Source organism: Amycolatopsis thermoflava N1165, assembly GCF_000473265.1.
Lineage (GTDB): Bacteria > Actinomycetota > Actinomycetes > Mycobacteriales > Pseudonocardiaceae > Amycolatopsis_E > Amycolatopsis_E thermoflava.
The window spans coordinates 6,084,249-6,099,987 of sequence record NZ_KI421511.1 but is presented as its reverse complement, the minus strand read 5'-3'; the positions used below and the strand labels follow the sequence as shown (position 1 = coordinate 6,099,987).

Sequence of the window (15,739 nt, the reverse complement as noted above, 5' to 3'; positions counted from 1 at the left end):
GCGCGTGGCCGTGCCCGCGTCGTCCACTCAGGACCGGACGGCGACCAGCGCGGTGTCCGGCTGGTCGGCGAACAGGCCGTCGATGCCGGTGGCGAGGAACGCGTCCAGCTCGGCGAAGACGTCGCCCCATGCCGACGGGTCGGCCGACGAGCGCAGGTTGGCAGGCAGGAAGCTGTTCTCGTTGCGGAAGGTGTAGGGCACGACCTTCAGGCCCGCGTCGTGCGCGTCCTTCACCAGCGAGGTCGGCGTGCCGAGCGCGCCCGCCGCGGTCCGCGGGATGATCTGCGCCTTCTCCGGGCCGAGGTAGTCGGCGTAGGTGGAGATCTCCTTGAGCCCGGCCGGGGTGACCAGGTCGGCGTAGGTGCGCTTGTCGCCGCTCGCGACGAAGTCGGCGGGCGCGCCGGTGGCCGAGGTGAGCTGCACCAGCGGCACCTTCACCTGCCTGCTCAGCGCCTTGAGGTTGGCCACCTCGAACGACTGGATGATCACCGGCGCGTTGTGCTTGTTCAGGCCGTTGCGGTTGAGGAGGTCGACCAGCTTCGGCTCGGTCGGGTTGCCGATCGAGCCGAAGTAGGTGGAGTGCTTGATCTCCGGGTAGGTGCCCAGCGTGCGGTGCAGTTCGCGGCCGAGACGCTTGGTGAGGTCCAGCACCTCCTGGTACGTCGCGATCTGCCAGCGGCCGTTGTAGATCTTGTTGTCCGGGCGGATGTCCGGGATGCGCTCGGTGGCGCGCAGGGTCTTCAGCTCGGCGAGCGTGAAGTCCTCGGTGAACCAGCCGGTCAGCGCGACACCGTCGATGACCTTGGTGGTCTTCCGGTTCGCGAACTCGGGGTGGGCGGCGACGTCGGTCGTGCCGCCGATCTCGTTCTCGTGCCGGGCGACGAGCTGACCGTCCTTGGTGGGCACCAGGTCGACGTCGACCCAGTCGGCACCCTGGCGGTAGGCCAGCTCGTAGGAGGCCAGCGTGTGCTCCGGCCGGTAGCCGGGCGCGCCCCGGTGTCCGACGACCACTGGTTCGGCACGCTCCTTGTCAGCCGGGGCGGCTTGGCTCGCGCTGGTGACGCCGGCGGCGCCGACCAGGAACAGGCCGGACAACGCCAGGGCGGCGAGTCTTCTCCGCACGGGAACCTCCTGTGGGGACGAAAGGGATCTCCGCGCCACTCTCACCGCCGAGTGCTACGGCAGCCACACGGGTGGACGTCGGGTGGCTGGCGGGCGGGTAAACGGCACGTGCCGATGCCCGGCGTCTAGGCTCAGGGTTTGTGCGCGTCCTCGTAATCGGGTCCGGTGCCCGCGAACATGCCCTGCTCCTCGCCGCGTCCCACGACCCGGCTGTCACCGCGCTTGCCTGCGCGCCCGGCAACGCCGGCACCGCGGCGCTGGCCGAGCAGCTCGGTGTCGACGTGGCCGACCCGGCCGCGGTCGCCGAGCTGGCGAAGCGCTGGCAGGCCGACCTCGTGGTGATCGGGCCCGAGGTGCCGCTGGTCGCCGGCGCGGCCGACGCCGTCCGCAAGGCCGGCATCCCGGTCTTCGGCCCGTCCGCCGCCGCGGCCCGTATCGAGGGCTCGAAGGCGTTCGCCAAGGACGTGATGGCCACCGCGAAGGTGCCGACCGCGCGCAGCGAGATCGTGGACAACCCGGCCAAGCTCGACGAGGCGCTGTCCCGCTTCGGCCCGACCTGGGTGGTCAAGGACGACGGGCTGGCCGCGGGCAAGGGCGTCGTCGTCACCCCGGACCGCGACGCGGCGCGCGCGCGCACGCGATGAAGCTGCTCGACGGCGGCCACCCGGTGCTGCTCGAGTCGTTCCTCGACGGGCCGGAGGTGTCGCTGTTCTGCCTGGTCGACGGCCGCACCGTGGTGCCGCTGCTGCCCGCGCAGGACTTCAAGCGCGTCGGCGACGGCGACACCGGCCCCAACACCGGCGGCATGGGCGCCTACGCGCCGCTGCCGTGGGCGCCCGCGGGCCTGGTCGACGACATCGTGCGCGACATCGTCCAGCCGGTGGTCGACGAGATGGCCGCCCGCGGCGCCGAGTTCTCCGGCCTGCTCTACGCGGGCCTCGCGATCACCTCCGACGGCCCCCAGGTCATCGAGTTCAACTGCCGGTTCGGCGACCCGGAAACCCAGGTCGTGCTCGCGCTGCTGGCCACCCCGCTGGCCGGGCTGCTGCACGCGACCGCGACCGGCACCCTCGCCGAGCACCCGCCGCTGGAGTGGCACCCGGGTTCCGCGGTCACCGTCGTGATCGCCGCCGACGGCTACCCCGGCGTGCCGCGCGCGGGCGACGTGATCACCGGCGCCGAGTCCGAGGGCGTGCTGCACGCGGGCACGCGCCGCCGCGACGACGGCGCCGTGGTCTCCCACGGTGGCCGGGTGCTGTCCGTGGTCGGCGTCGGCGAGGACCTCGACGCGGCCCGCGCCCAGGCCTACGAGCGGGTCGCGAAGGTGCACCTGTCCGGTTCGCACCACCGCACCGACATCGGGCTGAAGGCCGCCCGCGGCGAGATCACCGTGCCGGGTGCTTCGGCGAATTCCGGCCCGAGCTGACACCCGGGTTGGTAGCCTTCCTACCGGAACTGGTCGGTTACCGTCCGTACCCGGGGAGTGAGTTGTGGCAGAGGACGACCTGCGCGGCGCCGGCCAGGGTCTCGCACCCACGCTCGGCGCCCTCGGCGCGACCGTGCCGTCGGTGCCCCACGACCTGCGGGTCGACCCGGACAAGGTGCTGCTGGTCGCGCAGGTCGTCAACGAGCAGGCCGACGCCCTCGACGACCGCATCCGGCAGAAGCTGATCGACCTCAACATCACCACGCCTGCCGAGGACGTCATCAGCACCACCGCCACCGACGCGTGGAACCGGCTGGTGGCCCGCGGCGAGGACTCCTACGCGGCGCGCGTGCAGGCCTACGTCCGCAACCTGCGTGACCTGGCCGCGCAGCTCCGGCAGGCCGCGCAGGCCTACCAGGCCGGTGAGGAGGAGAAGGTCATCGCGCTGGGGGACCGCGGTGCCGGCCCTGCCTAGGACGGTCGTCGCGGCCGCGCTCGTGGTGTCCGGCTGCACGTCGACCGTGTCCGGGGTCGCCGGACCCGCCACGCGGCCGAGCAGTCAGCTGCCCGAACTGCCCGCCCGGCAACGCGAGCTGCCGCTGCGGGACGCCGACCCGTGCGCCCTGCTCACGTCCGCCCAGCTGGACCAGCTCGGCGAAAACGGCGCGCCCCGCAGGCTGCCGGAAGACAGCCGGCGCGACGGCCCGACCTGCGCCTTCGACGTCGACGCCAGGCCGCCGACGTATACGTACTACCTCGAGGTCATCGGCAACGCCGACATCGAGGACTGGCGCACCGGCGCGCACCGGCGGACCAGCATGGTCCAGCAGCCGGTCGCGGTGCCCGGGTTCCCCGCGCTGGTGAACTACGCGCCCAGCGAGGGGATCCAGGACTGCGAGACGCTCGTCGGCGTCGCCACGGGCCAGACGCTGCGCGCCCAGATGGCGCCCGACGACCGCTCGTTCACCCAGCAGCAGTTGTGCGACATGGCGACGAACGTCGCGAAGCTGGCCGTCCAGACGCTCGAAACGCTGAAGTGAGGTGTGGCGTGGCCACGTTCGACAGCAGCAAGTACGACATCCCGACGCTCGTGGCGAAGCTGCGCGACCAGCGGTTCGACGGCTACCAGCCGGAGCAGCTCGCGCAGGTGGTGGAGAAGTTCCGGGACGGCGCGGGCCCGTCGGGCATCACCGGGGCCGTCGAGGCGCTGAAGTCGATCTCCGGCGCGCTCGCCGATACCGAGGAGGCGCTGCGCACCCAGCTGAAGGCGCTCGGCGTGGAGTGGCAGAGCCGCGCGGCCGGGCAGGCGTCCTCGGTCGTCGCGCGGGAGGCCGGGTTCTCCGGTGAGGCGACGGCGAAGGTCGAGCAGGCCGCGCAGATGATGTACGAGCAGGCCGAGGCCTTCACCCGGACCAGGAACAAGCTGCCCGCGCCGGAGGACCTGCGCAAGGCGGGCGGCTACACCTTCGGCGACACGGTGTTCAGCCTGTTCGGGTTCGAGACCGATCACGCGGCCGACGTGCGCACCGCCGAGGAGGCCAAGGCCCAGGCGGTGGACGCGCTCAACGCCTACGCCCACGACAGCGGCAACTACCTCGGCTCGACGTCCACTGTGGACGCACCGGCGCCGGTCTCGCTGCTGTCCGCGCCGGGGACCGGTGTGGTGGCGGGGATCGGCGGGTCGTCGGCGCCGGTGCCATCGCTGCCGGACACCGCGCCGACCCAGGCCCAGGGCACGAAGGACGTGACGCCGGCGCGAGTGGACACCCCGACACCGCCGATGGGCGTGCCTGCCGCTCCGGCTGCGGGTGCCGCCCCGATCGCCGGTGTCGCCCCCACGGGCGCGGGTGGTGGGACGACCGCTGGACGCCCCGCTGCGACCGCGCCCACCGGATCAGTTGCCGGCGGCGCTGGTTCCCCCGGCGGAGCTGGCTTCGCCGGCGAACGCCGGGCGTCGGGCCCGCCCGAATCGAAGACCGCCGGTGGCCAGTCCGGCGCCGCGACCGGCGGGCGGGCGCTTCCCAACACTGGTTCCGCCGTAGGCGCCCGGCCCGGCTCCACCGGGCAACCGGGCGCCGGGCAGGTCCACGGTGCAGGAGGTCGCTCCGCTGCTGTTCCCGGAGGGAACCCGGGAAGCGGGTTCAGCGCAGCAACACCTGCCGAAGAAGCGCTCGGCAGGGGTCGTTCCGCGGGCGCCATGCCGCCCTCCACCACCTCCCCCAACGCGGTCGGCCCCGGGTTCGCCGCCGTGCGGGCGCCCTCCGGGCTCAGCGGGCTCGCCGAAGCCGCCCCCGCGCTCGGCGCGGCCGGGGCGAGCGGCGCGCTGGCGGGCGAGGGCGAACGGCAGAGCCGAGTCGGACGAAACACCGCGGGCAACCGCATTCACCAGATCCCCTCCGACGACCTGCCCGAGGAGGAGGAAGCCCGCCTCGCCCGGCGCGGCGGCCACACCCCCGACTCGGCGACCACCCGGTCGATCCTGGAACCCGCCGCGCCCCAGGACGGCGAGGAGGACGCTGGGCACGTCCGCCGCTTCGGCGTCGACGACAACGACCTGTTCACCGACCGGCGGGACGTCTCACCGGACACGATCGGCGACCGATGAGCCTCGTCCTGACGACGCTCGAGTTCGACGTCCTGTGGGAGAGCCTGCGTCTGCCCCGCGCCCACCCGGCACTGCGGGTGCCGAGTGCGGGCCGCACCCACACCGAGCGGCGGCAGCTCGCGGGCCGCGCCTGGGAGATGCTCGCCGAACGGGGGCTCGCGCGCGGGCAGCGCGCCGTGGGCGAGATCGTCGACATGGCGACGCTGCTGGCGAACCCGCAGGTCGCGATCGACGTGTGGGTGTGGACGGACCGGGAGATCCGCGGCCTCGCGGTGACCAACGGCAGCCAGGCGCTGCTCGCGGTGGTGGACTCGGGCGAGGTGTGGCTGATCCCGGCGCGGCCGAACGCGCTGGCCGAGTCGGCGGTGTCGGTGGCCGGTGAGCAGCCGGCCGGCGTCGGGCACTCGGTGAGCCTGCCGCACAGCACGCTGCGGGCGGCCGACGCGGACGCGAAGGGCGACCCGAAGTCGCTGGTCACGGCCCTGGAGGACCGGGGTGTCGAGCTGTGGGAGGCGCAGGAGCTGGCCGGGATGCTGGTCGGGATGACCACGCGCGGGCAGTTCGGCGCCGAGCGGGAGGGGCGGCGCGCGGGCCGGGTGGTCGCGTTCTACGACACCGACGCGGGCCGGTACCTGCTGCAGGTGGGCGGGCAGGACTGGGCGACGGTCGCGCCGGCCGACAACCAGCTGCTGGTCAGCCGGGTCGCGGAGCTGCTCGACGAGGTGTGAACCACCGGATGGTGGAACTTGACCGAAACCGCGTACAGGCTGCGACGACCGTCCTACAGTGAGCGACGTGCCTGAGAGTGATCCGGATTCGCTCGAGTACGTGGCCGGGCAGGTCGAGGCCATCCACGAGCAGTTCAAGAAAGCCAAGGACAAGGTCACGGGCGTGACCGGGGAGAACCCGTTCGGGGCCATCAAGCGCCCGGACGAGCTGGAGCCGGGCGAGCACCCGTCGGACGGCATGGTGGACGCGCTGGGGTCGTTGCGCGACGGCGTGCACAAGCAGTTCGACGCGGCTGCCGAGCTGATGACGTCGACCGGCAGCGCCCTGCGCGACGCGGCGCGGGCGCTGCGCGAGACCGACGACGCGGCACGCGACAGCGTGACCGTCAAGGACGGAAGCCTGCGGGTCTGACATGGTCGCCGCACCCGGGATGCCGCCCGAATGGAACGACGTGGTGGCCCGCGCGCAGCAGGTCGAGAAGCTGAACCCGGCGGGGATCCAGGCCGTCGCGGACCAGTTCACGCAGGCGTCGAAGGACTCGGCGGACCACTCGGTGGCGCTGCGGAACGCGACCGCGGCGCTGGGCGGCGGCACGTGGACCGGTCCCGCGGCCGACGCGTTCTTCGCCTACGTCAAGCAGATCGGCGACGCGGGCAAGAAGGTCAACGACCACCTCGACGAGGTCGCGCGGGAGCTGTCCGGCCTGCAGACGTCGCTGGCCGACGTCAAGGGCCGGATCGACACGATCCGGCAGCAGGCGCAGACGGACATCGAGAAGGCCAACAGCGACGCGGTGACCAACGCGAACGCGGCCGAGGCGATGGAACGCGAGGTGCGCGAGGGCAAACCGGGCGCCACGATGCCCTCGCCGACGTCGGCCGAAATCATGGCCGCGAACGCGCAGAAGACGAGCGGCATCGCGGCCGGCGCCCGGGACCAGATCCAGGGGCTGCTGGGCAGCGCGAACGAGCAGATCAACCGGGTGATGGGCCTGGTGCGCAAGGAGGTCCAGGGCGGGTACGCGTCGGTGCCCCCGCTGGGCGGCAAGCCGAAGACGATGAAGAGGACCGGCGGACTGCGTTCCGGCGGCGGTGGCGGTGGCGGCTCGCGGGGCGGAGGTGGTCTGGGCCCCAGCGGCGGACCGCCCAACAGCCAGCCCCCGGGAAACGTGCGGCAGTGGATCGAAGAGGCGATCCGCATCCTGCAGGCCGCCGGGGTGCCGGTCACGGAAGCCGACATCGACAAGATCTGGACGATCATCGAAAAGGAGTCGGGCGGCAATCCAAACGCAATCAACCTTTGGGACTGCGTCCCGCTGGACACGATGATCCTGACCCGCCGCGGCTGGCTGAAGCACGACGACGTCCGGATCGGCGACGAGACGATCGGATACGACCGGGAGACTGGCCGCAGCCGGTGGACGCGCATCACGCGGGTGGTGCACCACGCGGACGCCCCGCTGGTCCGGCTGCACAACTCACGCTGGTCCGCCCGCACGACGCCCAACCACCGTTGGCTGAGCTTCCCCCGCGTGCACGTGACGCGGCCGGACCTGCCGGTGCGCTGCCCGGAATGCGGCTGGGAGCCGCGCGGCCGGGTGCAACCGGCGAACGGGGTCGCGGTGCACCGCCGGAAGGTTCACGACATCGCGACAGGCGCCCAGCGGAACGTGCACTCCACCGAAGGCAGGTTCGTCACGAGCGGCGAACTCACCAGCCGCGACCGGCTGCTGCTCGCCGCACCGGCCGACACGCCGTCCGGTCTGGACGTCACCGAACGCGAGGCCGCCATCCTGGGTTGGATCGCCGGCGACGGGCACGTGGAGACCCGCCGGCACCGGCCCAGCATGTCGATCGCACAGTCGAAGCCGCCGATGGTGGCCAAGCTGCGTCAGCTTCTGGCCGGGGTGCCCCACGCCGTGTACATCGACGACCGAGGTGGTTGCGGGCCGCGCCACCAGTTCCGGCTCGACCCCGGCTACGCTCGCGAGCTGCTCGCGCGGGCGGGCCACCCGAAGTCGGACGCGGTCCGGCAGGTGCTGGCTATGTCGGCGGAGCAGCGCACCGCGTGGCTCGACGCGCTCGTCGACGCCGAAGGCACGGTGACGGCCGGCCGCGTGGTGGTCTACCAGGCACCCGGCACGGTGCTGGAAGCCGCGACGCTCGCCGCCTACCTGTCGGGCAAGCGCCCCCGCGTCCTGCACTCCCGGCGCGCGACGAAACCGGAGACGTGGCAGGCCGAAGCGTCGCTGCACCTCAACACCCCGATCATCACCGGCGCGTTCCTGAAGACCGGGGACGCGGGCCGCGGTGACGTGTGGTGCGTGACGACGGACCTCGGCACGTGGACGGCACGCGAGGGCGACCACGTCTTCCTCACGGGCAACTCGAACGCCGAGAAGGGACACCCGTCGAAGGGGTTGATGCAGTGCATCGACTCGACGTTCAACGCGCACAAACTGCCCGGCCACGACGACATCTACAACCCGGTCGACAACATCATCGCCGGGGTGCGGTACACGTTCAGCAGGTACGGCGGCTTTGAGGGGCATCCCGGCCTGAAGGCGATGGCCGCAGGCGGCGGCTACCAGGGCTACTAGCCCGCGAACAAACAGTGCTGGGTGGTCATCCCGTCGCCTGACACCGGCGCGATCACCTTGAGCCAGGGCCGCAACCTCCGCGCCCGCGTGAGTTGACATGCCAACCTTGCGGCCCTGGCTCAAGGTGATATGCACAAACCGGAAGGCGACGGGATGACCACCCAGCCACCCACTCAAGGTGAGCCAAAGTGCTTTTCTGTCATCCCGGAGCCTGCCCGTCCGGCGAGGACTTCTTTTGATCTTTAAACCCGCGCCTTCGCGCGGAAAAAGCGCCTCACGGCGCCGAACGGTCACCTTTCGACCACCCCCGCCCCCTCTCCCTGATTGTGTTTCAGTCGCCGAGCAGGGTTGTCAAGGCGGGAAAGCGTGCCTTGACAACCCTGGTCGGCGACTAAAGATCGGCTGTGGATCGGGGGCGGGGGAGGTCTGGTTGGGGTAGTCGGTGGCGTTTCGTTGCCGGGCGGCGGTTGGCGCGCTGTGGGCCACCAAGAGGTGCGCCACGATGCCCGACTTACCCTGAAGCCCATGGTCGCCTCAGCCTCGTTTCCCGGTCCGGCCAAGCGGGCGGACGTCGCGCCCTTCCACGTCATGGAGGTGCTCTCCGCGGCCGCCGCCCGGCAGCGGACCCACGGGGACGTCGTCAGCCTCGCCGCGGGGCAGCCCAGCGCGGGCGCGCCCAAGCCGGTCCTGGAGGCGGCCGCACGCGCTCTACAGGACCAGAACCTGGGCTACACCGTCCAGCTCGGCATCCCCGAGCTCCGCGAAGCCATCGCCGGGCACTACGACCGCCGCTACGGGATGACTGTCAGCCCGGAGGACGTCATCGTCACCACCGGGTCCTCGGGCGGCTTCATGCTGTCGTTCCTGTCCGCCTTCGACGCCGGCGCCCGCGTCGCCATGGCCCGGCCCGGCTACCCGGCCTACCGCAACCTGCTGTCCGCCCTCGGCTGCGAGGTCGTCGAGTTCGCCACCGACGAGAGCACCCGCTTCCAGCCGACCGTCGACCTGCTCGACGAGCTCGGTCCGCTCGACGGGTTGATCGTGGCGAGCCCGACCAACCCGGCAGGCACCGCGCTGCCGCCCGGCGAGCTCGCCGCCATCGCAGGCTGGTGTTCGTCCCGCGGCGTGCAGCTGATCAGCGACGAGATCTACCACGGCATCTCCTACGGCACCGAGCTCGGCTGCGCCTGGCAGTCCACCACCGAATCGATCGTGCTCGGCTCGTTCTCCAAGTACTTCGCCATGACCGGCTGGCGGCTGGGCTGGATGCTCGCCCCGAAGCGCCTGCACCGCGCGGTCGACGTGCTCACCGGCAACCTCAACATCTGCGCCCCGGCGCTCGCCCAGCACGCGGCCGTCGCCGCGTTCGAGCCGGAGTCCTACGCCGAGCTGGACGGGCACGTCGCCCACTACCGGCGCAACCGCGACCTGCTGCTGGACGGCCTCGCGAGCATCGGGCTGACCCGCGTCGCCCCGGTGGACGGCGCGTTCTACGCCTACGTCGACGTCTCCGAGCACACCACCGACAGCCTGAGCTGGTGCCAGCGGCTGCTCGCCGACACCGGCGTCGCGATCACCCCGGGCATCGACTTCGACCCCGTGGACGGCGGGAAGTTCGTCCGGTTCTCGTTCGCGGGCTCCGAGTCCGACGTCACCGAGGGGGTCGCGCGCCTGGGCCGGTGGCTCTCCGGGGGAACCCCCAGTTTTCCCTGAACGTTGACCAGAACGCGGGCGTCCCGGCACGAAACCGTGCCAGGCTGCACGTAGCGGGCCGAACGAGCCCGCGTGGCACAACCGGAGGGGAATGCCATGTTCTGGAAGATCGTCGGCGCGCTGCTCGTCGCCTGGCTCGCGTTCATGGTGATCGGCTCGGTGATCGGGTTCGTCTTCAAGGCGATCCTGTGGATCGCCTTGATCGGCGGCGTCGGCTTCCTCGGTGCCGCGGCCTACAACGCGATCAAGAACAACAAGGAGCGCAAGCAGATCCGCCCCTAGAGCAGAGCGCGCGCCGCGTCGGCCCCGTCCCACACGTGCGCGCGCAGGCCGGCCGCCCGCGCGCCATCCACATTGGACTGGCGGTCGTCGAAGAAGACGCAGTCGCCCGCCGGCACGCCCAGGCGGGCGACGAGCAGTTCGAAGATCTCCGCGTCCGGCTTGGCCACACCGACGTCGCCGGAGAACACCCGGACGCGGAAGTGCCGCATCCAGTCCTGCCGCTCGGCGAACCGGGCGAACGAGGACGGCGCGTTGGACAACAGCGCCAGCGGCACCCCGGCCTCGCTCAACCCGGCCAGCAGCTCCAGCGACGACTCCCGCACGTCCGACCAGCCGCGGATGTCGATCTCGGTCAGCCGCTCCGATGTGGACTCGTCGACGGGCACGCCGAGCGCCTCGCCGACCCCGCCCCAGTACTCCAGGTCCGCGCAGCCGCGGTCGTAGGCGTCCCGCAGCCGCCAGTAGTGCGGCTCGAACTCCGCCAGCGGCACACCCAGCGTGGCCGCCAGATCCGGCAAGGCGGTCGTCCGGCCGCAGATCACCTCGCCGTAGTCGAACACCACCCACCCGGTCACGGGTGACCACCGGCCTTGATGCGGCGCAGCGCCTCGTCCACGTCGGCCGGCGAGACGTCCCGGTGCAGCACGAATCGCACCCTGCCGGCCATCGGCAGCGCCAGCACGCCCTGGGCCTGCAGCGACTCCAGCGTCACCGCGATGTCGGCGACCGGCGCGAGCACGATGTTGGTCTCCGGGGTGTCGGCCTGCCAGCCCAGCTCACGCAGCCCGTCGGCCAGCCGCCGGGCCTTCTCGTGCTCCGCGGCGAGGTCCGGGACCCGGTCCAGCGCGACCAGGCAGGCCGCGGCGAGCACCCCGATCTGCCGCATGCCGCCGCCGAGCATCTGCCGCATCCGGCGCGCCCGCTCCACGAACTCCCGGCTGCCCGCGACGACCGACCCGGCCGGCGCGCCCAGCCCCTTGCTGAAGCACGCGGACACGCTGTCCACGCCCACGGTCAGCGCGGCGGGCGGCAGGCCGAGCGCGACAGCCGCGTGCCAGACGCGGGCGCCGTCCAGGTGGACCTGCAGCCCGGCCTGCCGTGCGGTGGACAGCAGCTGGGCGTGCTCGTGCGGCGGGATGACCGCGCCGCCTGCCGCGTTGTGGGTGTTCTCCAGGCACAGCAGGGTCGTGCGCAGCGCGTAGTACGGCCCGCTGCGGGTGCCGATGGCCGCCGCGACCGTCTCCGGCTTGGGCCGCCCGGGGCCGCCGTCGTGCGGCAGCGCTTCCGGCATGCCGCCGGCGAGCCAGGCGGCGGAGCCCAGCTCGTTGTTCAGGACGTGCGCGTTGTTCGGGGCGAGGAACCGGTCGCCGCGCTTGAGGTGGACGGACAGGGCGATGAGGTTGGCCATCGTGCCGCTGGGCGTCCACAGCGCCGCCGGCATGCCGAGGACCGCGGCCGCGCGCTCCTCGAGCTCGCGGACCGTCGGGTCGACGTCGATGACGTTGTCGCCGACCTCAGCGGACGCCATCGCTCTGCGCATCTGCTCATCCGGACGAGTGACGGTGTCAGAGCGGAAGTCGATCAACTGGGTGGCTGCGGAGGTCACAGTCAGATCACATCACACCGTTCAGATGATCTTCAAGAAGGTGCAACCCACCGTCGTCGCAGTTCCGTCTTTACGCCGAGACGTCGGAGCGGAGAGCCTTAGCGCGTGGACGAGGGTGACGAGCGGGACTTCGCGGAGTACTTCGCGGCAAAACGCGACTCCGTGCGCCGGACCGCGTACCTGCTCTGCGGCGACTGGCACCGCGCGGACGACCTCGCGCAGACGGCGTTCGTGGCGCTGCACCGGAAGTGGAACCGCATCCGGGATCGCGCCGCGACCGACGCCTACGTGCGGAAGACGCTGGTCCGGGCGTCGATCGACGAGTCGAGACGGCCCTGGCGGAGGGAGCGGCACGTGGAGCAGCTGCCCGAGCCCGAGCCCGCGGGCGCCCGGATGGACGACCAGGTCGCCACGCGCGCGGACCTGCTGGCCGGGCTGCGCGCGGTGCCGCCGAAGCAGCGCGCCGTGCTGGTCCTGCGGTACTTCGAGGGGCTGGACGTGGCCGGTGTCGCGAAGGTCCTCGGCTGCAGCGAGGGGAACGTGAAGAGCCAGACCGCTCGGGGGCTGGCGAACCTGCGCGACGCGCTGGGCGAGGAGGTGGAAGCCGGTGGATGAGCGAGAGCTGACGGAGTTGTTCCGGTCCGCGCCCGGTGAGCCGCCCCCGGCCGGGTTCGACGTGCGGGACGTGCGGACGGCGTCGGCGCGGGTCACCACGCGGCGGCGCACGACGCTCGCGGTGGCGTCACTCTGCGTGGTCTTCGCCCTGTTCGGCGCCGGAATCGCCGGGTTCGTCCAGTCCCGGACCACTCAATCGAATCAAGTCCAGGGGCAGGAGCAACCGGCTAACGCGCCGGGGCGTCTCCCGTCCGCTGTGCCCCAGCTTTCCGGTCCCTCCGCCATGCAGGGAGGAGAGGGCGCCGGGGAGAACGGCCCGCGGGCCGACAGCACCTCCGGGTGCGACAAGGTGGACCGGGAGCTCGCCACCGCCCTCGCTGGCGAGCTCCCGGCCACCGGGATCACGGGGCCGGACGCGGGTGACGTGTGCACGCCGGGCTCGCGCACCGCGAGGTACGGCGTCACCGAGAACGGCCGCAGCGGTTCGGTGTCGGCGACCGTGCTGCCGCCCGGGGCCAGCGTCCAGCTCGCGAAGCTCGCCGACGGCGCCGTCGTGGACCAGCGGCTGACCGCGGGCGGCGGGACGGTGATCGTGCTGAGCGTGCCCGCCCCGGGCAGCGCCGCGCCGCTGGCGGACGACGTCCCGAAGATCGCCACCGCGCTCGCGCGGAGGTTCTAGCTGGTTAGATGGGCGGCCATGACGTCCGGAGCGAGCACGCCGAAGGGTGAGCGCAGGCGGGCCGCCCTCATCGAGGCGGCTGCCGAGCTGCTGGTCGAAGGCGGTTTCGACGCGATCCGGCACCGCGCGGTCGCCGAGCGGGCCGGGCTGCCGCTGGCGTCGACGACGTACTACTTCGATTCGCTCGACGACCTCATCAGCGCCGCCGCCGAGCACCACGGCCGCGCCGAGCTGGCGAAGGGGCACGCGCAGCTGGACGACCTGCCGACCGAGCACCGTCGCATCGACAGCGTCGTGGAACTGGTGCTGGACCAGTTGCTCGGCGAGGACCCCGGCTACGAAGCGGTGCTGCTGCGGTACGAGCGGCTGGTGGCGACCGGGCGGCGGCCGTACCTGCGGCCGTTGATGCGGGCGCTCGGCGCGGAGCTGCGGGAGCTGCTGACGGAGATCTTCGCCCGGTCCGGGCTGGTGATCGAGCGGGACCGGCTGGAGGAGCTGATCGCGCTCGTCGACGGCGCCGTGGTCAACGCCTTGATCGAGGTGGATCCGGATCCGCGAGCGGTGGCGCGGGCGAGGCTCGCTCGCGCGCTATCTAAGCTTGGGTCGTGACGAAACCGCAGATCCCCAACGTCCTCGCCGGTCGCTACGCCTCTCCCGAGCTGGTCTCGCTGTGGTCGCCGGAGAACAAGGTGAAGCTCGAGCGCGAGCTGTGGATCGCGGTGCTGCGCGCCCAGCGCGACCTGGGTGTCGAGGTGCCGGACGGGGTCGTTGAGGACTACGAGCGGGTGCTGGACCAGGTCGACCTCGGCAGCATCGCGGAGCGGGAGCGCGTCACCCGGCACGACGTGAAGGCGCGCATCGAGGAGTTCAACGCGCTGGCCGGGCACGAGCACGTGCACATGGGCATGACGTCGCGCGACCTGACGGAGAACGTCGAGCAGCTGCAGGTCCGGCGGTCGCTGGAGCTGGTGCGCTCGCGGGTGGCCGCGGTGCTGGCGCGGCTGGCGGCGCTGGCCGCCGAGCACGCGGAGCTGGTGATGGCGGGCCGGTCGCACAACGTGGCCGCCCAGGCGACGACGCTGGGCAAGCGCTTCGCGACGGCCGCGGACGAGCTGCTGGTGGCGTTCGACCGGCTGGACGACCTGATCGGGCGGTACCCGTTGCGCGGGATCAAGGGCCCGGTGGGGACGGCGCAGGACATGCTGGACCTGCTGGGTTCCGCGGAGACGCTGGCCGAGCTGGAGAACCGGATCGCCGCGCACCTGGCGTTCTCGCGGACGTTCACCAGCGTGGGGCAGGTGTACCCGCGGTCGCTGGACTTCGACGTGCTGTCCGCGCTGGTGCAGCTGGCGGCGGCGCCGTCGAGCCTGGCGAAGACGATTCGCTTGATGGCCGGGCACGAGCTGGTGACCGAGGGGTTCAAGCCGGGGCAGGTCGGCTCGTCGGCGATGCCGCACAAGATGAACACGCGGTCGTGCGAGCGGGTCAACGGCTTGGCGGTCGTGCTGCGTGGCTACTTGTCGATGATCGGCGAGCTGGCGGGCGACCAGTGGAACGAGGGGGACGTGTCGGATTCGGTGGTGCGCCGGGTCGCGCTGCCGGACGCGTTCTTCGCGCTGGACGGGCTGCTGGAGACGTTCTTGACGGTGCTCGACGAGTTCGGCGCGTTCCCGGCCGTGGTGGCGCGGGAGCTGGAGCGGTACCTGCCGTTCCTGGGGACGACGAAGGTGCTGATGGCGTCGGTGCGGGCCGGGGTCGGCCGGGAGACCGCCCACGAGGCGATCAAGGAGCACGCGGTCGGGGTGGCGCTGGCGATGCGCGAGAAGGGCGCCGACAACGACCTGCTGGACCGGCTCGCGGCCGATTCGCGGGTGCCGCTGGACCGCGCCGGGCTTGAGCAGTTGCTCGCCGACCGGATCTCGTTCACCGGCGTGGCGCCGGCTCAGGTGGCTGCCGTGGTGGCGCGGGTGGAGGACGTACTGGAGCGGTTCCCGGAGGCTTCGAAGTACGTGCCGCAGCCGATCCTCTGACCGCCGGGTTGGTGGTGGTGTTTGCGAGGGTGCGCGGGGTGCGCGGGGTGCGCGGGTGCGCCGGCGCTTCGGGAAGCGGGTAGCGCGAAGCGGGTAGCGCGAAGCGGGTAGCGCGAAGCGCGGTAGCGCGAAGCGCGGTAGCGCGAAGCGGGTAGCGCGAAGCGGGTAGCGCTGCCCGCGAGGCGCGGTAGCGCTGCCTCTCGATGGAAGGGCCGTTCGTGCCGATGGAAGGCCCGTTCGCGCCAGCGCGGACGGGCATCTCGCACGGTGATGGGTGGCCGATCGGAAGCGATGGCGTGAACGGTCCATTCATCGCAACGCGAGATGCGCCTC

14 protein-coding genes and 3 pseudogenes are annotated in these 15,739 nt (G+C 72.1%); 14 read left to right on the top strand and 3 right to left on the bottom strand.

The window, feature by feature from the left end; all coding sequences use genetic code 11:
• Nucleotides 1–27 precede the first annotated feature (27 nt).
• Nucleotides 28–1,095, bottom strand: a complete 1,068-nt coding sequence (locus AMYTH_RS0130070) for a glycerophosphodiester phosphodiesterase (RefSeq protein WP_027933362.1) — start codon at nucleotides 1,093–1,095, stop codon at nucleotides 28–30.
• A gap of 167 nt (nucleotides 1,096–1,262) precedes the next feature.
• Here AMYTH_RS0130070 and purD point away from each other — a divergent pair.
• From purD to AMYTH_RS0130025, 10 genes and pseudogenes are all read left to right on the top strand, one after another.
• Nucleotides 1,263–2,548: pseudogene (gene purD, locus AMYTH_RS45950) on the top strand (phosphoribosylamine--glycine ligase).
• A gap of 64 nt (nucleotides 2,549–2,612) precedes the next feature.
• The gene (locus tag AMYTH_RS0130060; RefSeq protein WP_027933361.1) at nucleotides 2,613–3,023 is read left to right on the top strand and encodes a type VII secretion target; all 411 of its coding nucleotides are present in this window, start codon (nucleotides 2,613–2,615) and stop codon (nucleotides 3,021–3,023) included.
• Nucleotides 3,007–3,588: a DUF3558 domain-containing protein gene (locus AMYTH_RS0130055; RefSeq protein WP_027933360.1), complete on the top strand. Its 582-nt coding sequence runs from the start codon at nucleotides 3,007–3,009 to the stop codon at nucleotides 3,586–3,588. Before AMYTH_RS0130060 ends, AMYTH_RS0130055 begins: the two co-directional genes overlap by 17 nt.
• 8 nt (nucleotides 3,589–3,596) lie before the next feature.
• Entirely contained in the window at nucleotides 3,597–5,153 is a 1,557-nt protein-coding gene (locus AMYTH_RS0130050; protein ID WP_051362857.1) for a PPE domain-containing protein, read from the top strand.
• Nucleotides 5,150–5,881: an ESX secretion-associated protein EspG gene (locus AMYTH_RS0130045; RefSeq protein ID WP_027933358.1), complete on the top strand. Its 732-nt coding sequence runs from the start codon at nucleotides 5,150–5,152 to the stop codon at nucleotides 5,879–5,881. The genes AMYTH_RS0130050 and AMYTH_RS0130045 overlap by 4 nt, the downstream gene beginning before the upstream one ends.
• 67 nt (nucleotides 5,882–5,948) lie before the next feature.
• Nucleotides 5,949–6,293, top strand: coding sequence for a hypothetical protein (locus AMYTH_RS45945; protein ID WP_063630515.1), 345 nt, complete (start codon nucleotides 5,949–5,951; stop codon nucleotides 6,291–6,293).
• Nucleotide 6,294: 1 nt separating this feature from the next.
• Nucleotides 6,295–6,594: pseudogene (locus AMYTH_RS50585) on the top strand (WXG100 family type VII secretion target); the annotation flags it as partial.
• 1,671 nt (nucleotides 6,595–8,265) lie between these two features.
• Nucleotides 8,266–8,481: pseudogene (locus tag AMYTH_RS48160) on the top strand (transglycosylase SLT domain-containing protein); the annotation flags it as partial.
• A 525-nt stretch (nucleotides 8,482–9,006) separates the two neighbouring features.
• A complete protein-coding gene (locus tag AMYTH_RS0130030) occupies nucleotides 9,007–10,194 on the top strand; it encodes a pyridoxal phosphate-dependent aminotransferase (protein WP_027933356.1) in 1,188 nt (395 codons plus the stop codon).
• Nucleotides 10,195–10,290: 96 nt separating this feature from the next.
• The gene (locus tag AMYTH_RS0130025) at nucleotides 10,291–10,476 is read left to right on the top strand and encodes a hypothetical protein (protein WP_027933355.1); all 186 of its coding nucleotides are present in this window, start codon (nucleotides 10,291–10,293) and stop codon (nucleotides 10,474–10,476) included.
• On the opposite strand, the gene AMYTH_RS0130020 is transcribed toward AMYTH_RS0130025, so the two are convergent.
• Nucleotides 10,473–11,051 carry an HAD family hydrolase gene (locus tag AMYTH_RS0130020; RefSeq protein ID WP_027933354.1) on the bottom strand — a complete coding sequence of 193 codons (579 nt, stop codon included), beginning with the start codon at nucleotides 11,049–11,051 and terminating at the stop codon, nucleotides 10,473–10,475. The genes AMYTH_RS0130025 and AMYTH_RS0130020 overlap by 4 nt on opposite strands.
• Nucleotides 11,048–12,061: a threonine aldolase family protein gene (locus AMYTH_RS0130015; RefSeq protein WP_157360809.1), complete on the bottom strand. Its 1,014-nt coding sequence runs from the start codon at nucleotides 12,059–12,061 to the stop codon at nucleotides 11,048–11,050. Before AMYTH_RS0130015 ends, AMYTH_RS0130020 begins: the two co-directional genes overlap by 4 nt.
• Before the next feature lie 126 nt (nucleotides 12,062–12,187).
• Between AMYTH_RS0130015 and AMYTH_RS0130010 the strand changes: the two genes are divergently transcribed.
• Genes AMYTH_RS0130010 through purB form a run of 4 tightly spaced genes read left to right on the top strand, consistent with a single transcriptional unit; the run spans nucleotide 12,188 to nucleotide 15,406 of the window.
• Entirely contained in the window at nucleotides 12,188–12,697 is a 510-nt protein-coding gene (locus tag AMYTH_RS0130010; RefSeq protein ID WP_027933352.1) for a SigE family RNA polymerase sigma factor, read from the top strand.
• Nucleotides 12,690–13,376 (top strand): hypothetical protein, encoded by a 687-nt coding sequence (locus AMYTH_RS0130005; protein ID WP_027933351.1) that lies wholly within the window; start codon nucleotides 12,690–12,692, stop codon nucleotides 13,374–13,376. The genes AMYTH_RS0130010 and AMYTH_RS0130005 overlap by 8 nt, the downstream gene beginning before the upstream one ends.
• An 18-nt stretch (nucleotides 13,377–13,394) precedes the next feature.
• Nucleotides 13,395–13,985: a TetR/AcrR family transcriptional regulator gene (locus AMYTH_RS0130000; RefSeq protein WP_027933350.1), complete on the top strand. Its 591-nt coding sequence runs from the start codon at nucleotides 13,395–13,397 to the stop codon at nucleotides 13,983–13,985.
• Nucleotides 13,982–15,406: an adenylosuccinate lyase gene (gene purB, locus AMYTH_RS0129995; protein WP_027933349.1), complete on the top strand. Its 1,425-nt coding sequence runs from the start codon at nucleotides 13,982–13,984 to the stop codon at nucleotides 15,404–15,406. The genes AMYTH_RS0130000 and purB overlap by 4 nt, the downstream gene beginning before the upstream one ends.
• The last annotated feature ends 333 nt before the right edge of the window (nucleotides 15,407–15,739 follow it).

Excerpts from the sequence above, each read along its gene's own strand:
- AMYTH_RS0130045 (WP_027933358.1), top strand. The coding sequence starts at position 5,150 with ATGAGCCTCGTCCTGACGACGCTCGAGTTCGACGTCCTGTGGGAGAGC.
- AMYTH_RS0130030 (WP_027933356.1), top strand. The coding sequence starts at position 9,007 with ATGGTCGCCTCAGCCTCGTTTCCCGGTCCGGCCAAGCGGGCGGACGTC.
- AMYTH_RS0130025 (WP_027933355.1), top strand. The coding sequence starts at position 10,291 with ATGTTCTGGAAGATCGTCGGCGCGCTGCTCGTCGCCTGGCTCGCGTTC.
- AMYTH_RS0130000 (WP_027933350.1), top strand. The coding sequence starts at position 13,395 with ATGACGTCCGGAGCGAGCACGCCGAAGGGTGAGCGCAGGCGGGCCGCC.